Genomic DNA, 14,856 nt, shown 5'->3' with positions numbered 1-14,856 from the left:
GCTTTAGTTTCAGTGGATGTCTGAAAGCGACCTATTGCGAACGATAGGCCTTGGCGGCATCGCGGTCCTTCTCATGCTGCCAGGCGCGCTCACGGTCGTCCCAGTGATTGTCCTTGTAGTCGCGCAACTCTTCGTTCTCACGCATGGCCTTGCACTGGCGGAAGCCGTCCTCCCAACCTTCGGCGTACTCGCGATCCTTCAGATAACGCGGGACGTTCTTGCGAAACTCCCCGCTGATCACCCCGGCCGCTTGCCGCCCGCTGCTGCAGCCGTCGTCAAAGCCATCGGCAAAGGCTGGGGGGTAGCCCTTGGCCAATAACTCCTGATGCGTCGACTGGCAACCCGACAACCACACCGCCGCGCACAGCAATACCGCATACCGCCACATGACGAACTCCCTGGCCGCTTACCGGCTGATGGGGATAAGTCTAGATAGGGAATTGTCGGGGGGGTGTGAAAGGGAGGTGAGAAAGCCGTTGGGCGCGGGGTAAATGTATGAGGGGACTTGTCCCCTCATACATTTTGGCCTTTGTTGGGCTTAAGAGCGGGGTCAGTCGTAGTAACCCACTGTTTTTTTCAGTTGATCCGCGTACTCGTAAATCTCATCGATGGACGAGATTGCGTGCCGGGTCTCGTTTTTTTCTTCGTCGAAAACACCGAGGTATTTCTGACTGCGATTGAAGTGCAGGCGGCAAATCGGCTTGCGATTGTTATCGTCCAGCAATATCCCAAAATAGCTTTGGGTATCTCGCTGGACAATCCGTTTGGCGTCGACCACCGAGCGCACGACAGCCCGAACGATGTGATAACCCTCTAGCTCTTCCAGGGTTGTCAGGATTTTTTCTTCAGACTCGTCTCTATTTTGCACCTCTGGGGGTGTGCCGTTCGAAATGGGGGCTGATGCCAGTGTCGGTTGTATCACGCCACTCATTGCCGACTTGAGGCGATCATTGATTTGGTCATTTAAAAATTGGGCCAACGCTTTTCGTGTCAGCTCGAAAAATTGCTCGCGCACTTTCTGCGTGATGACACCCTCGTAAACACGGGATGCGAAGAATTTCACAAAGTCGTCTTCTGGTTTGCTGACCTGGCTGCCAATGAGCTTTTTGAGTTGGCTGACGTATTTCAGCTCTCCGGCGGCATTGATAATGGAATCAACATCAAATGCCGACTTGGTGAGTTTGATCAACTCCGGAACGGAGTATTCATCAATGTCCAGCAGGTCCAATTCCAGAAACGGCTTTTCGTCCATTTTGTTAGGGGCGTCCAAGTCTGTAAAAAAGCGGTAGACCTGGCCGTTAGTGAGAATCGAGATTCTTGCGCTGGTGACATGAAAGTAACGAAAGAGCTGCGATGCGTGATTGATGCTCAATGATTCGCCAATTTTTTTGCATTCGATGAGTATCTGGACCTCACCGTCTTTCATGATCGCGTAGTCGATTTTTTCGCCTTTCTTCGTACCCACATCACAGACGAATTCGGGCATCACTTCTTGTGGATCAAACACGTCGTAACCCAGCACCGTGTTGATAAAAGGCATTACGAAAGCATTTTTTGTCGCTTCTTCGGTTTGAATGGCGGGGCCTTGTAACCGAACCTTTGCTGCCAGACTGGTGAGCTTTTCAAAAAATTCCATACTTAGCCTCTACCTATTCGGATCCGTGTATAGATGTGGTGGCAATTTGATTGCTACCCGAGACTAGACTCAAATCCGTATAAAGCGAGGCTTAAAAGCAACAAGTTTGATGCTCGCCGAAAAAGCTAAAAAACCCTTAGGAATTTCTTGCTTGCTAATCAGTGAGTTGAATGTGGCATGTGGGTTTTCTATGCAGGCCAACAAATTTGCTAATTTCTAGCTGACCTCTCCGAGCTTCGCATGCTCAGCCAGCTCCTGCTGGATAAACGCCGCAATCATGGCGCGATAGACCTGTTCGGTAACGTCCGGGTTTGCGCCGAGCGTGTGGGACAAGTCCCGCACTTTGGCGATGACCTGTTCAACCCGTTGGGGCGCCTTGACGCTATCGGTGTCTTTTTTGAAGCGCGCGGCCTGGGAGACATAGTTGCCGCGCTCTGCCAGCAGGGTGACGATTTGCTGGTCGAGGCGGTCGATGTTGCTGCGCACGTGTTCGAGGGTGGTGCAGGTAACGGCCATGTTGATTGAGCTCCTTTAGGTGTATCTGAATGGATGCGGGCCCGATGTGGGAGCGGGCTTGCCCGCGAAGGCGGTGGGGCAGTCGATACACAAGTGGCTGACACTCTGCATTCGCGAGCAAGCCCGCTCCCACATTTTTGATCTGTGTCGGGCTTTGGGGCGGGGTCAGTAGTGGTACCACTTCACTTCGAGCATCACCTCGTTGATGGGGGTCGACAGGTGGCTGTACTCACGCTGCGCACTCAGGCGCAGGCCCAGGTTGCGCGACAATTCCCACTGCTGGTTCAGGCTGAGACTACGGCGTACTTCGCCATTGGTAAAGAAATCCCCCCTGGCTTCCAGGCTCAGGTTGCCCAGCGGGTTTTTCCACAGCACGCCGGTGTTGAACCCTGCCGCCGGGGAGATAGCCTCGTTGAAGTCGTTGTTGTGTTCCACGCGCACGGTGCCGAGGGCGAAGCCGAGCATGTCGTCGCGCAGTTGCCAGGTGCCGCCGGCGCCGCCGTTGACGTGGGCGACAAGGGTTTCGTCGTCGTGTTTGCCCGGTACGCGCTCCAGGCCGCCGGTGACTTGCCAGGACAGCGGTTGCAGCAAGGCGTTGCGCGGGGTCAGGGAGCGGATGGTGGCCAGGTCCAGTTGCTGCAATTGCCAGTGGTTGCCTTCGTACTGGCGCAGTTTCATTTGCAGGATTTCGATCTGCGCGCCGAGGGGGAAGCCTTCGGCGTTGTCGTTGAGGTCGTGGTAGGCCATGCGCAGGCCGTATTCGCCAAAGGCCTTGTCACCCCGGGTGCCGATGCCGGCTTGCCAGGTGCGTGACTCATGGCCGTTTTCCGGCAGGCCTGGCGGCTGGATCTTCAGGTCCGGTGCAGGGTTCTGGTTGATTGCGCGCAGCAGTTCGAAGCTGCGCTGGGAGCGGGCCGGGTCACGCTCCAGGCCGTTGGCGCGGTAGCGGCCCAGGCGGTAGGCGGCGTCGATGATCAGGGCTTGGCGGTCTTTGGCGAGCGCCTTGAACGCGGGGTCCTGCAAGTGTTTCTGCTCTTCGCTGACCTTCAACACCCATTGCTGCTCATCGCTGTCCAGGGGCTTGGCGCGTTCCAGCAGCTCGCGTTCGCGTGATGGGCGGTAGTCGATCTTCTCGACAAGGCCGGCGTCCTTGACGGCCTTGACCGTGTCGGTGGGGATCGCGGTCAGTGGGAACTGTTCGGTCAGACGCAGGCCGGGGCGGGCGACTTGCAGCAATTCCAGCAGGCGATAGGAGCAGTTTTCGTCGAAGAAGAAGTAGTCGAACTTGATCTGCTTGAGCTCCCACACGTGCTCGACCATGCGCTCGGTCTCGACCTGGGTCAGGTTGAGGCGGTATTCCCACAGGTCGCGGTTTTCGAGGCTACGGTACTCGGAGAGCTTTTCCTGGTAGGGGACCAGCGCAAACAGGCCGGGATAGCCGCCCATCAGGCCTTTCCAGGCGTAGAGGATGCTGTTGTCCGAGCCTTCGATATACGCGCCGAAGTTGATCGCGTAGCTGAGCAGCGCGGTGTTGTCTCGTTGCACGTCGGCCTGGTCGATGCGCAGCAGGGTGTGGCCGAACATCGACGACGGGCTGTTGAGGTAGGCCGCCGGAAAGATCATCACTGCGCTGTGGGGCGCGACGTCCTTGAACCATTGCTTGAATTCGCTGCAGTCCACGGCGGGCAGGCCGGTCAGGTGCAATTGATCCTTGAGCCAGCGGGTACGTGCGGGGTAGACGCATTGGGCGTGTTTTTCACCCAGGCTTGCGGGCGCATACAGCGCGTCGACGCTCGCCTTGAGTTCGGCATCCGGGTGGTGCGCGCCGTCGGCGGCGAGGAAGAATTTCTGGTCGCTGACATAGCTGCGCCAGCCACTGATTTTACCGGCTTCGTAATGGCCCAGAGACAGCCAGAACGGGTCGTTGGCCAGTTGCTGCAAACGTTGATCATCAAGATGCGGGGCCGCGTACAGCGGGGCGCAGGCGAAGAGTGCCATCCAGGCAAGGCGTTTGAGCATAAGGGCAACTTAAGTCGGAAAAAGTGAGACCCAAAAGGGGAGCGGGTCCAAACGTAAAACCCGCGCCTGGGGAGGCGCGGGCTGGTCGAGCTTAAGCTTGGGTTGCGTATTTCGCCAAGCGTGCATCACTTTTCAGGACAGCGAGGGTGTTGTTGTGCACGTCGTCAGCGGTCACGTCAGCCTTGCTGAAGATCTGCTGGAAGTGTTCGTGGGTCACGGCCGCGAAGTGCTCGCGATCTTCTGGCGCCACACCCAGTACCACCGCGTAGGTGGTCAGTGCTTCGCCATTGCCCTTGGCCATGTCTTCGGACAGCTCGTTCATCATGCCGTTCATGGCAATCCAGGACTTGCCGCCGTAGGTCAGGGCGCTGTTGGTGCTGCAACCGTTGGTGCCCGAAGTCATGCCGAAAGTGGCGTTACCGGACGTGCCGTTGGTGGTGGAGGCGAGGAAGTGTGCCGGCGTACCGCGTTGGCCTTCGAACAGCATGTTGCCCCAACCGCAGTTCGGGCCGCCTGGGGATTCTGCCATTGCATTGAGGGAGACAACGGTGAAGAGAGTACCGAGAAGGATCCGTTTCATAGCTATTTTCTCTTTGTGTGCAAACCAATGGACAAGGGTCAGGCGCGTCGCAGCGCCTCAGGGGCCAGTTATTATTTGTCCGACCCGCGCAGTTTGGAGTTTAGGCAGGTTCCAGGGGTTCCGTGATTTTTTACTAACAATCAGAGTTTTCGCGATTTTTATGTAGGACCTGTTACGTATCCGAGCTTTCCCAACGTCGCGCCTTGCCAGAGCGCGCAAGCGAGAGCCAGAATGCCGTCATCTGCCCCGCCTGATGTAAGGAAGCCCGATGCCTGATCCTGTTGCTGCCAGCTTGCGTCTAGCGCCCGAAGCGCTGACTCGCCCTTTCTCCGCTGAACAGTTCAGCTTCTCGACCACCAATGATTTGGAGCCCTTTCGCGGTGTGCTTGGCCAGGAACGTGCGGTTGAAGCCTTGCAGTTCGGTGTGGCCATGCCACGCCCCGGTTACAACGTGTTTGTCATGGGCGAGCCGGGGACCGGTCGCTTTTCGTTCGTCAAACGCTACCTGAAGGCCGAAGGTAAACGCCTGCAGACCCCATCGGACTGGGTCTACGTCAATAATTTCGATGAGCCTCGCGAGCCGCGTGCCCTGGAATTGCCAGGCGGTGCGGCCGCAGCGTTCATTGCCGACATCAACGGCCTGGTCGACAACTTGGTGGCGACCTTCCCGGCCGTTTTCGAGCACCCGACCTACCAGCAGCGCAAAAGTGCGATCGACCGCGCCTTCAACCAGCGCTATGACAAGGCCCTGGACGTGATCGAGCGCCTGGCCCTGGAAAAGGACGTGGCGCTGTACCGCGACAGCTCCAACATCGCCTTCACCCCGATGCTCGACGGCAAGGCGCTGGACGAGGCGGAGTTTTCGCAGTTGCCGGAAGCTGACCGCGAGCGCTTCCACACCGATATTTCCGAGCTGGAGGAGCGCCTCAACGAAGAGTTGGCGAGCCTGCCGCAATGGAAGCGTGAGTCGAACAACCAACTGCGCCAGTTCAACGAAGAAACCATCACCCTGGCCCTGCAGCCTCTGCTTGCGCCGCTGTCGGAAAAATACGCGGAAAATGCTGGTGTCTGCGGTTACCTGCAAGCCATGCAGGTGTACCTGCTCAAGACCGTGGTCGAGCAATTGGTCGATGACGCCAAGACCGACGCCCAGGCGCGCAAGCTGCTCGAAGAGCAGTACTGCCCGAGCCTGGTGGTGGGCCATCCGGTCAACGGCGGCGCGCCGGTGGTGTTTGAACCGCATCCGACCTACGACAACCTGTTCGGTCGGATCGAATACAGCACCGATCAGGGCGCGCTCTACACCACTTATCGCCAGCTGCGTCCCGGCGCCTTGCACCGTGCCAACGGTGGTTTCCTGATCCTTGAGGCCGAGAAAATGCTCGGCGAACCGTTTGTGTGGGACGCCCTCAAGCGTTCCCTGCAATCGCGCAAACTCAAGATGGAGTCGCCGTTGGGCGAACTGGGCCGCCTGGCTACCGTGACCCTTAACCCGCAGATGATCCCGTTGCAGGTCAAGGTGATCATCATTGGTTCGCGCCAGCTGTATTACGCGTTGCAGGACGCCGATCCGGACTTCCAGGAGATGTTCCGCGTGCTGGTGGACTTCGACGAGGACATCCCGATGGTCGACGAGAGCCTGGAGCAGTTCGCCCAGTTGCTCAAGACCCGCACCTCGGAAGAAGGCATGGCACCGCTGACCTCGGACGCGGTGGCGCGGTTGGCCACGTACAGCGCGCGGTTGGCGGAACACCAGGGGCGCTTGTCGGCGCGGATTGGGGATTTGTTCCAACTGGTCAGCGAGGCGGATTTCATTCGTCACCTGGCCAGCGATGAAATGACCGACGCCGGGCATATCGAGCGCGCGCTCAAGGCCAAGGCCACCCGTACCGGGCGTGTGTCGGCGCGGATTCTCGACGACATGCTCGCCGGCGTCATCCTGATCGACACCGACGGCGCGGCCGTGGGCAAGTGCAACGGGCTCACGGTGCTGGAAGTCGGCGATTCGGCCTTCGGCGTGCCGGCGCGGATTTCCGCCACGGTGTACCCGGGCGGCAGCGGTATTGTCGACATCGAGCGTGAGGTCAACCTTGGCCAGCCGATTCACTCCAAGGGCGTGATGATCCTCACGGGTTACCTGGGGAGCCGTTATGCCCAGGAGTTCCCGCTGGCGATTTCGGCGAGTATTGCGCTGGAACAGTCCTACGGTTACGTGGACGGTGACAGCGCGTCCCTGGGCGAGGCGTGCACCCTGATCTCGGCCCTGTCGAAGACGCCGCTCAAGCAGTGCTTTGCCATCACCGGCTCGATCAACCAGTTCGGCGAAGTGCAGGCGGTGGGTGGGGTCAACGAAAAGATCGAAGGCTTCTTCCGTCTTTGCGAAGCCCGCGGCTTGACCGGCGAGCAGGGGGCGATCATTCCCCAGGCCAACGTCGCCACGCTGATGCTCGATGAGAAGGTGTTGCAGGCCGTGCGTGCCGGGCAGTTCCATATCTATGCGGTACGTCAGGCGGACGAAGCCTTGAGCCTGCTGGTGGGCGAGCCGGCCGGTGCGCCGGATGAAGAAGGGCAGTTCCCGGAAGGCTCCGTCAATGCGCGGGTGGTTGAGCGTTTGCGCGTGATCGCAGAGATGATCAGCGAGGAAGACCTGAAGGACGCGGAGAAGGAGCTGGCGCAGGAGGCGCTGGCCGAAACCAAGCCGACCTGACGTTGTAGTGAGCGGGCTTGCCCGCGCCGGGTGGCGAAGCCGCCCCAAATCCATACGCCGCGGTCTTTCTGAAACACCGCGGCGTTCCGTTTTGGGGCGGCTTCGCCACCCGGCACGGGGCAAGCCCGCTCACTACAGTCATAAAATTGGCGGTGGAGGGGGGGTGATGGCCGTTGGTCTCTACGGTCTTGGTTTGTAGCGATTTTATTCTATTCTCTGCTCAAGGGATTTCTACAGGAGTCGCAGGATAGAAACAGCCTCGCCGTGTGTGATCGAGGCTGAACGCCGATCTAACGAGGGGCGCCGCCATGTCGCGCAACCTTTGCCTTACCCGCCAGTGTTTTGGCCTGGTCACCCGTATCGAATGCTCCATTCGCCCTCTCGCTGGGGATAACGGGCTGTGGACCTTGTTGTTTGCCGCCGGAATGACCGGTGAGCAGCCGTCCACCATCAAGTCCCAAGGCCCGTTCCATGGGCCTTTTGTGGCAGAAAGCATGCTGGAATCAATCGTCGACAGCCTCACTTCCCATGGCTATGAGAGGGCGGGCGACCCGCAGATCTGGAGCCTGCATATGCAGGCCCATCTGCGACAGCTCAATGGCGACACCCAGCACTGAGCGCTATTTGCTCTCGGGCTTGTCCAGCTTGACCTCGAAACCGTATTGCACGGTGCTCAGGTCAGTGCGCTGGTAGCTTTCCAGGGTGGTTGGCTGGCCGTAGAAATAGTGCACGTCAAACATCGCCGTGCCGAATTCCTCGGCGCGGTGGCTCACACCGAGAATTTCCTTGAGGTAGTTGCCACTGGCGTCCTTGGCATAGAAGCGCCAGCTGTCGGCGGGGAATTCCTTCTGGTCGACAATCAGCGCGTTGTCCTTGAGCGACAGGCCCTTGGGTAGCTTGGCGACATCGATCGTGGCTTTGTCGATGGTGGCGAGGAACAGCGGCACCGAGCCCACCACAAACGCCGGGTTTTCCGGGAACAGGTTGAGGTCGTAGGTCAGCGTGCCGCGTGCCGGGTTCAGCTCGAAGGCTTCGGTCGGCAACTCGATCGGCTCACCGCGCTCGCCCTTGTCATCGGCGGTGAAGAAGGTAATCGGCGATTCGCTGCTGTTGCGTTCGGCGCCGACCAGGTCGTCATTGAAGGTGAACGGGTGGTCGAACACGATATGGGCGGCACTCGCGTCTTCGGTCGACTGGCTGATGGTGACGCTGTTTTTCAGCTGGTCTTCGGTCATGCTCGCGTCTTTGAGCCAACCGGCGGCGCCGTCGTCATACACCGTGACCGGCATCGGCAAGGCTTGCACGGTTTTCTGCAGACTGTTCTTGTCGAAGCGCAGCACTGGTAGATCAAGGTCTTTGCGGGTGAGCGTGGCGGTGGAGAAATCCAGCACGTTGACGTGTAGCTTGTCGATCACGCCATTGAAATAGACTTTGGCGTAGTGGCTGGTTTGTTTGTGTTCGAAGGCTTTCTGCTCGTCGACGAGTTTTTTCTCGAACGCCTCCGACCAGGCCGTCTGCTTTTGCATCTCGGCCAGTTGTTTCTCGTAGAACGCCACCTGCGCTGCGCTTTCGTTGATTGAACCCGAACGCGTGAGGAATTGCCCGGTGCTGTCTTGCGCCTGTACCAGCAATGGGGTGGGCGATTCGTCGCCCACTTCTGCGGCGAGTGGCGCGCTGTTGGTCATCTCGATTTCGGCGTAGTTCTTTTCCAGTAACAACAGCTTGAGGCTCACAGTGCCGTCGGTGCGTGTGCGGCCGACGTCCTGTTTCGACAGCTCGAAGTTCAGCAGCTTGCCCGGCGCGATCACTTCTATCGTGCCCTTGAGGCTGACGGGCTGTGGTTGGCTTTTGTTTTCCGTCTCGACGCCTTCGATGAACGGGTAGGTCACTGTCAGGTCATCGGGGTTGGTCAGGTTGGAACTGCTGGGGCTCAACTGGATGCCAGGGTCGGTTTCCGACCATTCCGGCTGGAATGGGATGACTTTGTTGTTGCTCAGCGTGACCGACTGCCATTCCAGCCCATGGGGGAAGGGGAATTGGTCCGGGGCGTTGAAGCTGAACGGGAAGACCGGCTGCAGATCCGTCAGGTAGTCGGAATGCGAGGCTTTGCGCAGTACGAAAAGGCCGTTGATATAGGTGTCCACCAGCGCCTGGGGCGTAGGGTAATGCGTTAGCAGGGCGAGGGAGTTTTCACCGTATTCGGCTTCGACGGGTTTGTCGGCGAGTTTGACCCGCGCCCGTTCCAGCAACAGCAGCGAGCCGCCAAGGTCGGCGATGGCGTCGCGCAGTTTGGGGTCCTGGATGCTGTCGAGGGATTGCTCGAACTTCGCGGTTTTCTCTTCGAGGGTGGCCTGCTTCTGCTCATCTTTGGGGGAGCAGCCGCTGGCCATCAGCAACGCCGCACACAGGCCGATGTTGGCCAAAGGGGATCGCACATCCATCATCTGAGTCTTCCTGTCCGACATCATCGAGCCGATTTAATGGCCTCGACACTAGCAGAAAAATTCTCTTACAAGTGCCGGCCAGGTCAGTTTTCTCGCGGTTACAGGTGTTTGACGGCGGCTGGTATACTCGCCGCCATTTTTAGCCACGCTGTGTGAGATCCCATGGAACGCTTTATCGAAAATACTATGTACGCCTCACGCTGGCTGCTGGCGCCGATTTACCTGGGGTTGTCCCTGGGCTTGCTGATCCTGGCGCTGAAGTTCTTCCAGGAAATCATCCACGTGCTGCCCAACGTGTTCACCATGTTGGAAGCGGACGTCATCCTGCTGCTGCTGTCGTTGATCGACATGGCGCTGGTCGGTGGTTTGCTGGTGATGGTGATGATCTCCGGCTACGAGAACTTCGTCTCGCAACTGGACATCGATGACAACAAGGAAAAGCTCAACTGGCTGGGCACCATGGACTCCTCCTCGCTGAAGATGAAAGTGGCGGCGTCCATCGTGGCGATTTCCTCCATCCACTTGCTGCGCATCTTCATGGACGCCAAGAACGTCGATCCACAACACCTGATGTGGTACGTGATCATTCACATGACCTTCGTCGTCTCGGCGTTTGCCATGGGGTACCTGGACAAGCTGACCAAGCACTGATCCCCCACGCAGGCCTTACTGCTCTATGAAGTAGTAAGGCTTGCGACTGATCGCCATCTCCTTGATGACCTTCACCTGTTCCTTCAGCACACTGGTTTGATCCGTCAACGCAACGTTGCCGGGTTTGGCGCTGAGGAATGCCTGCAACTCGGCCTCGGTTTGCAGGAGCGGCACGTAGCCCTGCATATAGAACACCCCCGCGCCGGCAATCCGCTCGTTGGGCTGAAACATCGCCACTTCTCGACCTTCTGCTTGCAGCGCCTGGAGCTGGCTGATCACCGGCACGAATGACTCGCGCTTGTCGGCCTTGGGCGCGAACACGAATGCAGCGCTCATATAGCTGGCAATCAGTACGGCGAACACGCCGCCGATCACCTGCCGATGGTAACGGTAGAGTGCGGGCCTGCGGTCTTTCAGGCGGTCCAGCAGCACCCGCGCATATTCTGCCGCGAGCACCGCGGCGGCTGGCGTGAGCGACATCAGGTACACGGTGCGCTTGCTCGAAGCCAGCGTCAGCAGGGTGAATTGCGCCACCAGCCAGATGCAGAAAAACAGCAAGTAGCGATTGCGTGCCAGGCTCTTACGCAAGTGCCACAGGCCCAGGTACACCAGGATATTCCACGGCAGAAAGGCTTCGGGCAGCTTGGCAAGGTAGTAGTAGAACGGTTCGTAGTGCCCAGCCTCGACGAACGAACCGCTGAAGCGCCCGACGCTGTTTGTCCACAGCACTTCGCCGACGGCCTGCATACCGCCGCGTTGAAACAGGAAACCCAGCCAGATCAGCAGTGGCACCAACGCCAGCAAGGTGAACAGCCCGGGCTTGAGCCAGTCGCCGATGCGCAGGCGTTTGTCGATCACGCTTGTAACGACCAGATACACGAAGATCACGATGCCCGGCATCGCCAGGCCCAGCACGCCTTTACTCAGGGTGGCGATCACCATGCCGAGGGTAAACAGCGCCCAGGCGCCGGACTTGGAGCCTTGGTTCTCAGGACGCATCGCCTGGTAGAACCCCAGCAGCGCGGTGGTGACGCCGAGGCTGAGCAGCGAGTCTTCACCCACGCCGCGTACGTTGCTCCAGTAACTGGCCATGGTCGCAAGGATCAGCGCGGCACTGAGCGCCAGGGTCTGCGGGCGGCCGAACTTGCGCAGCATCCCGTAGAACAGCATCACGCTGAACAAACCGGCAAATGCCGAAGCCAGGCGTACCGCCCAGGTGGTGCCGCCGAACAGGCGAATCGCCCCGGCGTCGAGCCACAGGCTCAGGGGCGGTTTTTCCAGGAAGGGTTCGCGAAACAGTTGCGGCACGACCCAGTTGTTGTCCAGGTGCATGGCCATTGCGATCCCGGCGACGCGGGCTTCGGTAGAACCTTGCAGTTCGTGGCTGCCAAGGGCAAAGAAGAACAACAGGGCAACAAGCAGGAGCAACAGAGGAACAGGACGCGTCATGGATTCTGGCTACCAGGGCGAGGGAGCGCTCGGGGGGAGCGGTCATTGCAATGGGCTAGTATCGGTCGGTGATTCTGAATATTTCGTGAATGAGCGCGGGATTTTTCTACGCCCAGGTCTCTTACGGTGCCTGCAAGCTCGGTAGTGCCGCTTTACCTTGTGCCGTCAGGACCGGCGCCAGTTGCTCCCAGGTGAAGCTCAACTCGTTGTCACAACCGTCGCCTTGGGCGGGGGTGGAGAGTTGCAGGCCCTCGGTGTTGAAGCTCAAGTCGAAGGTGGAGTAACTGGTGACCGCCGGGCAGCCTTCGTCGACGCTGGTTTGTTTGGCCAGCCAGGCGCTGAACGTGGCCGGCAGCTGGACTTGGCCGGAGTAGGGGCTGTCCCACTGCGCCTGGCCGCCGAGCCATGTCCACGGGTCGACGCTCTCGCCGGTGTGCAGGTTCCAGCTGTGCAGGCCCCAACTGATGCCGCCACGGCCGTAGCCTGCCGCCCAGTGGTAGAACCGTACGGTGATCCACTGCGAGGACCAGTAGAACGGCTCCACCGTGATCTCACTGGTATAGGTGCCGCCGCTCTGGTCCAGGGCGTTGCGGCGCTCTCGGTAGAACTGCGCCTGGCCTTCGGGGCTGATGGCCATGCGCGCGAGGTCCGCGTTGATCTTGCTGATGGCCGGGCCTTCGCCGTCGAGTCTGAGGGTGACTTGCCCACCCTGGGTTTTGACCTGATAGGCGTGTTCGTTGAAGGTCTTCTTTTCCACCGTTACCGGCGGCGGCGACGCTTCGAGCGGGTTGTTGTAACTGTCGCTGGCGCAACCCTCCGCGTCCGCACGTTTTAGGCGCAATGCCAGGCCTTTGCCGCCTACGGCCTTGCTCCAGGTGCCGGTGAGTGTGTCGCCTTGAGGGTCGTCCAACTGCCAGAACCCGGTTTGCCCGTCTTCTACCCAGGGCTCGCTCGCGTTGGCCTGGGTCAACTGAATCGGGCTGAGGATACGCTGGTAGTAGCTGCCATTGGCGCCGTGGGCGCCGTTGAAACACGCGGTGATCGCGGACTTGCCCAGGGTGCCGCTCCACACCCCGGCCAGGTCGGCGGCAGCGGCGAGCAAAGGGGTGCAGGCGAGGGTCAGGACGGCAAGGGGCTTGAACACGGGTATCGGACTTCCGGTTGTCTGATAGAGGGCGCTAGGGTAATGGGAAGTGCGTGCGGAACCAACCTAAACCGAAGTTCGTGCCCCATCGCGATTGAGTTTCACGACCTGCTCTTTTTGTTTACCTGTATGAACGCACAACGTGGACGCGACCTGCTGTTTTACTTAGGGTGTGGCGATTCAATATCAGCCATAAGGCAGTCTGCATGAAGCGTGAACAGTTCCTGACACAACCTGAAGTTGCGTCGTTTGTTGAATGGTTGCAGGCCAATTTGCCGACGCTGACCTTCAACCTGAACTTCAAGGCCAGCAAGTTTGTGCCCGGTGGCTTGATTGCTCAGGTGCAGGGCTTCGAGCAGGTGATCGGGCACTACCGCTGGAAGGCCAGCTGGCAGGATGCCCAGCAGCAGAGCGTCAATTCGCAGAGCTGGGTGCAGACCCGGCAGTCCCTTGGACAGTTGGGCGCTTGGCTTAAGCGCGCAGTCGACGCGGGTGACGAGCCGCAAGCGCTGCAAGCGTGCTTGCAGGTGCTGCGTTGGGGCGGGGTACGCGGCGCCATTCCGTTTTTGCAGCGATTGGCGGCCAACGGGGAATTGTCGGCGTATTTGCGCAAGATGGCCGGGCTGATAGCGCTCGACGGTGAGCAGGACCTGGATGATCTCAACGCCAGCAGCGTCCAGCGTTTTGATGCGGGCCTGACCAAGATCCATGCTTTGCTGGATGCATCGGGATCGCCGATCTATGACAGCCGCGTCGGTGCGGCGATGGGCATGTTGTATTCGTTGTTTCGCCAGCAGTGGAGCGGCGGTGGCAAGCCTTTGCTGGCGTTTCCCTCCGGCAGTGCCCGTGGCAGCCAGTTGCGCGATCCGGGTGCGTTTGTGAACGGCTTGGCAGCGCGCCAGTTTTCGTCGATCAGTTATGAAACCTGGGCCCGCTCGCAGGTGCGCCTGGGGTGGATCATCCGTGAACTGCTGGGGCGTACGAACTGGTTCGCCGACCAAGGGGCGCTGCCCGCGCGCTGCCATGCGTTTGAGGCCAGCCTGTTTGTGTTGGGGTATGACTTGCGGTGTTTTGGGGGCGTGCCGGTGGCCGTAGTGCCGGTAGTTGGCAAGAACAAACGCAAGCGCCAAGGTACGGGCTGGGTGCCGACAGGCCATCCCTTCCGCCAGGTGATCCAGGACTATCTGGTCTACCGCCGCAGCGGTGGGCAGGACAATAAAGAGTCCTTCGTCAACTGGCTGCCGACGCGTCCCAGCGAGAAAGAGCCGATCTCCCATGAAACCGCCAACGGCTACTGTTTTGCGTTTTCCATTTTTGAGTTCGACCTCTTTGAGCGACCGCTTGACGTGCTTGAACGCATCGTCGCCGGCGGCGAGGACGGCCTGCGCGCGGTACTGGCGAGCGAGGTGCTGGAGCCCTTCAGCCTGAGTGATGAACGGGTCAACGTCTGCCTGGTGGACGTCTTGATCACGGGCACGGCGTATCAACGGGCGCAGACCGCTGACGCGCGCGCCGCCTACATCCTCAACGCCGGTTATGCCGGCACCGAGAATGCCGCAAATACGTTGCTGTCGCTGGGCCGCAACGTCGGCCAGCACTTTGGCCTGCTCAACGCGCAATACCTGCCCACGCCGCTGTTCGAGCGGTTCTTCGGTGATTGCGAGCTCGACGCCTGAGGCGTTCTAGCGCCTCGATCTTTGCGCGCTGGCC

The 14,856-nt window shown here is 59.6% G+C and carries 12 protein-coding genes; 4 read left to right on the top strand and 8 right to left on the bottom strand.

The window, feature by feature from the left end:
* Positions 1–31 precede the first annotated feature (31 nt).
* The 5 genes from IB241_RS14090 to IB241_RS14070 all read right to left on the bottom strand — a co-directional run bounded on the left by IB241_RS14090 (position 32) and on the right by IB241_RS14070 (position 4,751).
* Entirely contained in the window at positions 32–388 is a 357-nt protein-coding gene (locus IB241_RS14090; protein WP_192298962.1) for a hypothetical protein, read from the bottom strand.
* Between the two features lie 162 nt (positions 389–550).
* Positions 551–1,636: a type I restriction endonuclease gene (locus IB241_RS14085; protein WP_192298961.1), complete on the bottom strand. Its 1,086-nt coding sequence runs from the start codon at positions 1,634–1,636 to the stop codon at positions 551–553.
* 216 nt (positions 1,637–1,852) lie between these two features.
* Positions 1,853–2,152, bottom strand: coding sequence for a chorismate mutase (locus IB241_RS14080; RefSeq protein ID WP_192298960.1), 300 nt, complete (start codon positions 2,150–2,152; stop codon positions 1,853–1,855).
* Between the two features lie 165 nt (positions 2,153–2,317).
* Positions 2,318–4,171, bottom strand: coding sequence for a DUF4105 domain-containing protein (locus IB241_RS14075; RefSeq protein WP_192298959.1), 1,854 nt, complete (start codon positions 4,169–4,171; stop codon positions 2,318–2,320).
* Between the two features lie 91 nt (positions 4,172–4,262).
* The gene (locus tag IB241_RS14070; RefSeq protein ID WP_046381990.1) at positions 4,263–4,751 is read right to left on the bottom strand and encodes a DUF3015 domain-containing protein; all 489 of its coding nucleotides are present in this window, start codon (positions 4,749–4,751) and stop codon (positions 4,263–4,265) included.
* 268 nt (positions 4,752–5,019) lie between these two features.
* Between IB241_RS14070 and IB241_RS14065 the strand changes: the two genes are divergently transcribed.
* Positions 5,020–7,458 carry a Lon protease family protein gene (locus IB241_RS14065; RefSeq protein WP_192298958.1) on the top strand — a complete coding sequence of 813 codons (2,439 nt, stop codon included), beginning with the start codon at positions 5,020–5,022 and terminating at the stop codon, positions 7,456–7,458.
* A 308-nt stretch (positions 7,459–7,766) separates the two neighbouring features.
* Positions 7,767–8,075, top strand: coding sequence for a hypothetical protein (locus IB241_RS14060; RefSeq protein WP_192298957.1), 309 nt, complete (start codon positions 7,767–7,769; stop codon positions 8,073–8,075).
* A gap of 3 nt (positions 8,076–8,078) precedes the next feature.
* Here IB241_RS14060 and IB241_RS14055 read toward each other — a convergent pair whose 3' ends face one another.
* Positions 8,079–9,902: a hypothetical protein gene (locus IB241_RS14055; RefSeq protein WP_192298956.1), complete on the bottom strand. Its 1,824-nt coding sequence runs from the start codon at positions 9,900–9,902 to the stop codon at positions 8,079–8,081.
* A gap of 162 nt (positions 9,903–10,064) precedes the next feature.
* On the opposite strand from IB241_RS14055, the gene IB241_RS14050 reads away from it, so the two are divergent.
* On the top strand, positions 10,065–10,553 hold the full coding sequence (locus tag IB241_RS14050; RefSeq protein ID WP_017739158.1) for a TIGR00645 family protein: 489 nt from the start codon (positions 10,065–10,067) through the stop codon (positions 10,551–10,553).
* Between the two features lie 15 nt (positions 10,554–10,568).
* Here IB241_RS14050 and IB241_RS14045 read toward each other — a convergent pair whose 3' ends face one another.
* On the bottom strand, positions 10,569–12,002 hold the full coding sequence (locus tag IB241_RS14045; protein ID WP_192298955.1) for an ArnT family glycosyltransferase: 1,434 nt from the start codon (positions 12,000–12,002) through the stop codon (positions 10,569–10,571).
* Between the two features lie 121 nt (positions 12,003–12,123).
* Positions 12,124–13,146, bottom strand: a complete 1,023-nt coding sequence (locus tag IB241_RS14040; protein ID WP_192298954.1) for a hypothetical protein — start codon at positions 13,144–13,146, stop codon at positions 12,124–12,126.
* Between the two features lie 206 nt (positions 13,147–13,352).
* Between IB241_RS14040 and IB241_RS14035 the strand changes: the two genes are divergently transcribed.
* Positions 13,353–14,822 (top strand): hypothetical protein, encoded by a 1,470-nt coding sequence (locus tag IB241_RS14035; RefSeq protein ID WP_192298953.1) that lies wholly within the window; start codon positions 13,353–13,355, stop codon positions 14,820–14,822.
* The last annotated feature ends 34 nt before the right edge of the window (positions 14,823–14,856 follow it).

The sequence above is a fragment of the Pseudomonas sp. PDM05 genome, assembly GCF_014851685.1.
GTDB lineage: Bacteria > Pseudomonadota > Gammaproteobacteria > Pseudomonadales > Pseudomonadaceae > Aquipseudomonas.
This window is presented reverse-complemented; position numbering and strand designations above follow the sequence as displayed.

What these genes read in the sequence shown, in the direction of transcription:
- IB241_RS14090 (WP_192298962.1), bottom strand. Translation starts at nt 388, where the DNA reads ATGTGGCGGTATGCGGTATTGCTGTGCGCGGCGGTGTGGTTGTCGGGT.
- IB241_RS14085 (WP_192298961.1), bottom strand. Translation starts at nt 1,636, where the DNA reads ATGGAATTTTTTGAAAAGCTCACCAGTCTGGCAGCAAAGGTTCGGTTA.
- IB241_RS14080 (WP_192298960.1), bottom strand. Translation starts at nt 2,152, where the DNA reads ATGGCCGTTACCTGCACCACCCTCGAACACGTGCGCAGCAACATCGAC.
- IB241_RS14075 (WP_192298959.1), bottom strand. Translation starts at nt 4,171, where the DNA reads ATGCTCAAACGCCTTGCCTGGATGGCACTCTTCGCCTGCGCCCCGCTG.
- IB241_RS14070 (WP_046381990.1), bottom strand. Translation starts at nt 4,751, where the DNA reads ATGAAACGGATCCTTCTCGGTACTCTCTTCACCGTTGTCTCCCTCAAT.
- IB241_RS14065 (WP_192298958.1), top strand. Translation starts at nt 5,020, where the DNA reads ATGCCTGATCCTGTTGCTGCCAGCTTGCGTCTAGCGCCCGAAGCGCTG.
- IB241_RS14060 (WP_192298957.1), top strand. Translation starts at nt 7,767, where the DNA reads ATGTCGCGCAACCTTTGCCTTACCCGCCAGTGTTTTGGCCTGGTCACC.
- IB241_RS14055 (WP_192298956.1), bottom strand. Translation starts at nt 9,902, where the DNA reads ATGATGGATGTGCGATCCCCTTTGGCCAACATCGGCCTGTGTGCGGCG.
- IB241_RS14050 (WP_017739158.1), top strand. Translation starts at nt 10,065, where the DNA reads ATGGAACGCTTTATCGAAAATACTATGTACGCCTCACGCTGGCTGCTG.
- IB241_RS14045 (WP_192298955.1), bottom strand. Translation starts at nt 12,002, where the DNA reads ATGACGCGTCCTGTTCCTCTGTTGCTCCTGCTTGTTGCCCTGTTGTTC.
- IB241_RS14035 (WP_192298953.1), top strand. Translation starts at nt 13,353, where the DNA reads ATGAAGCGTGAACAGTTCCTGACACAACCTGAAGTTGCGTCGTTTGTT.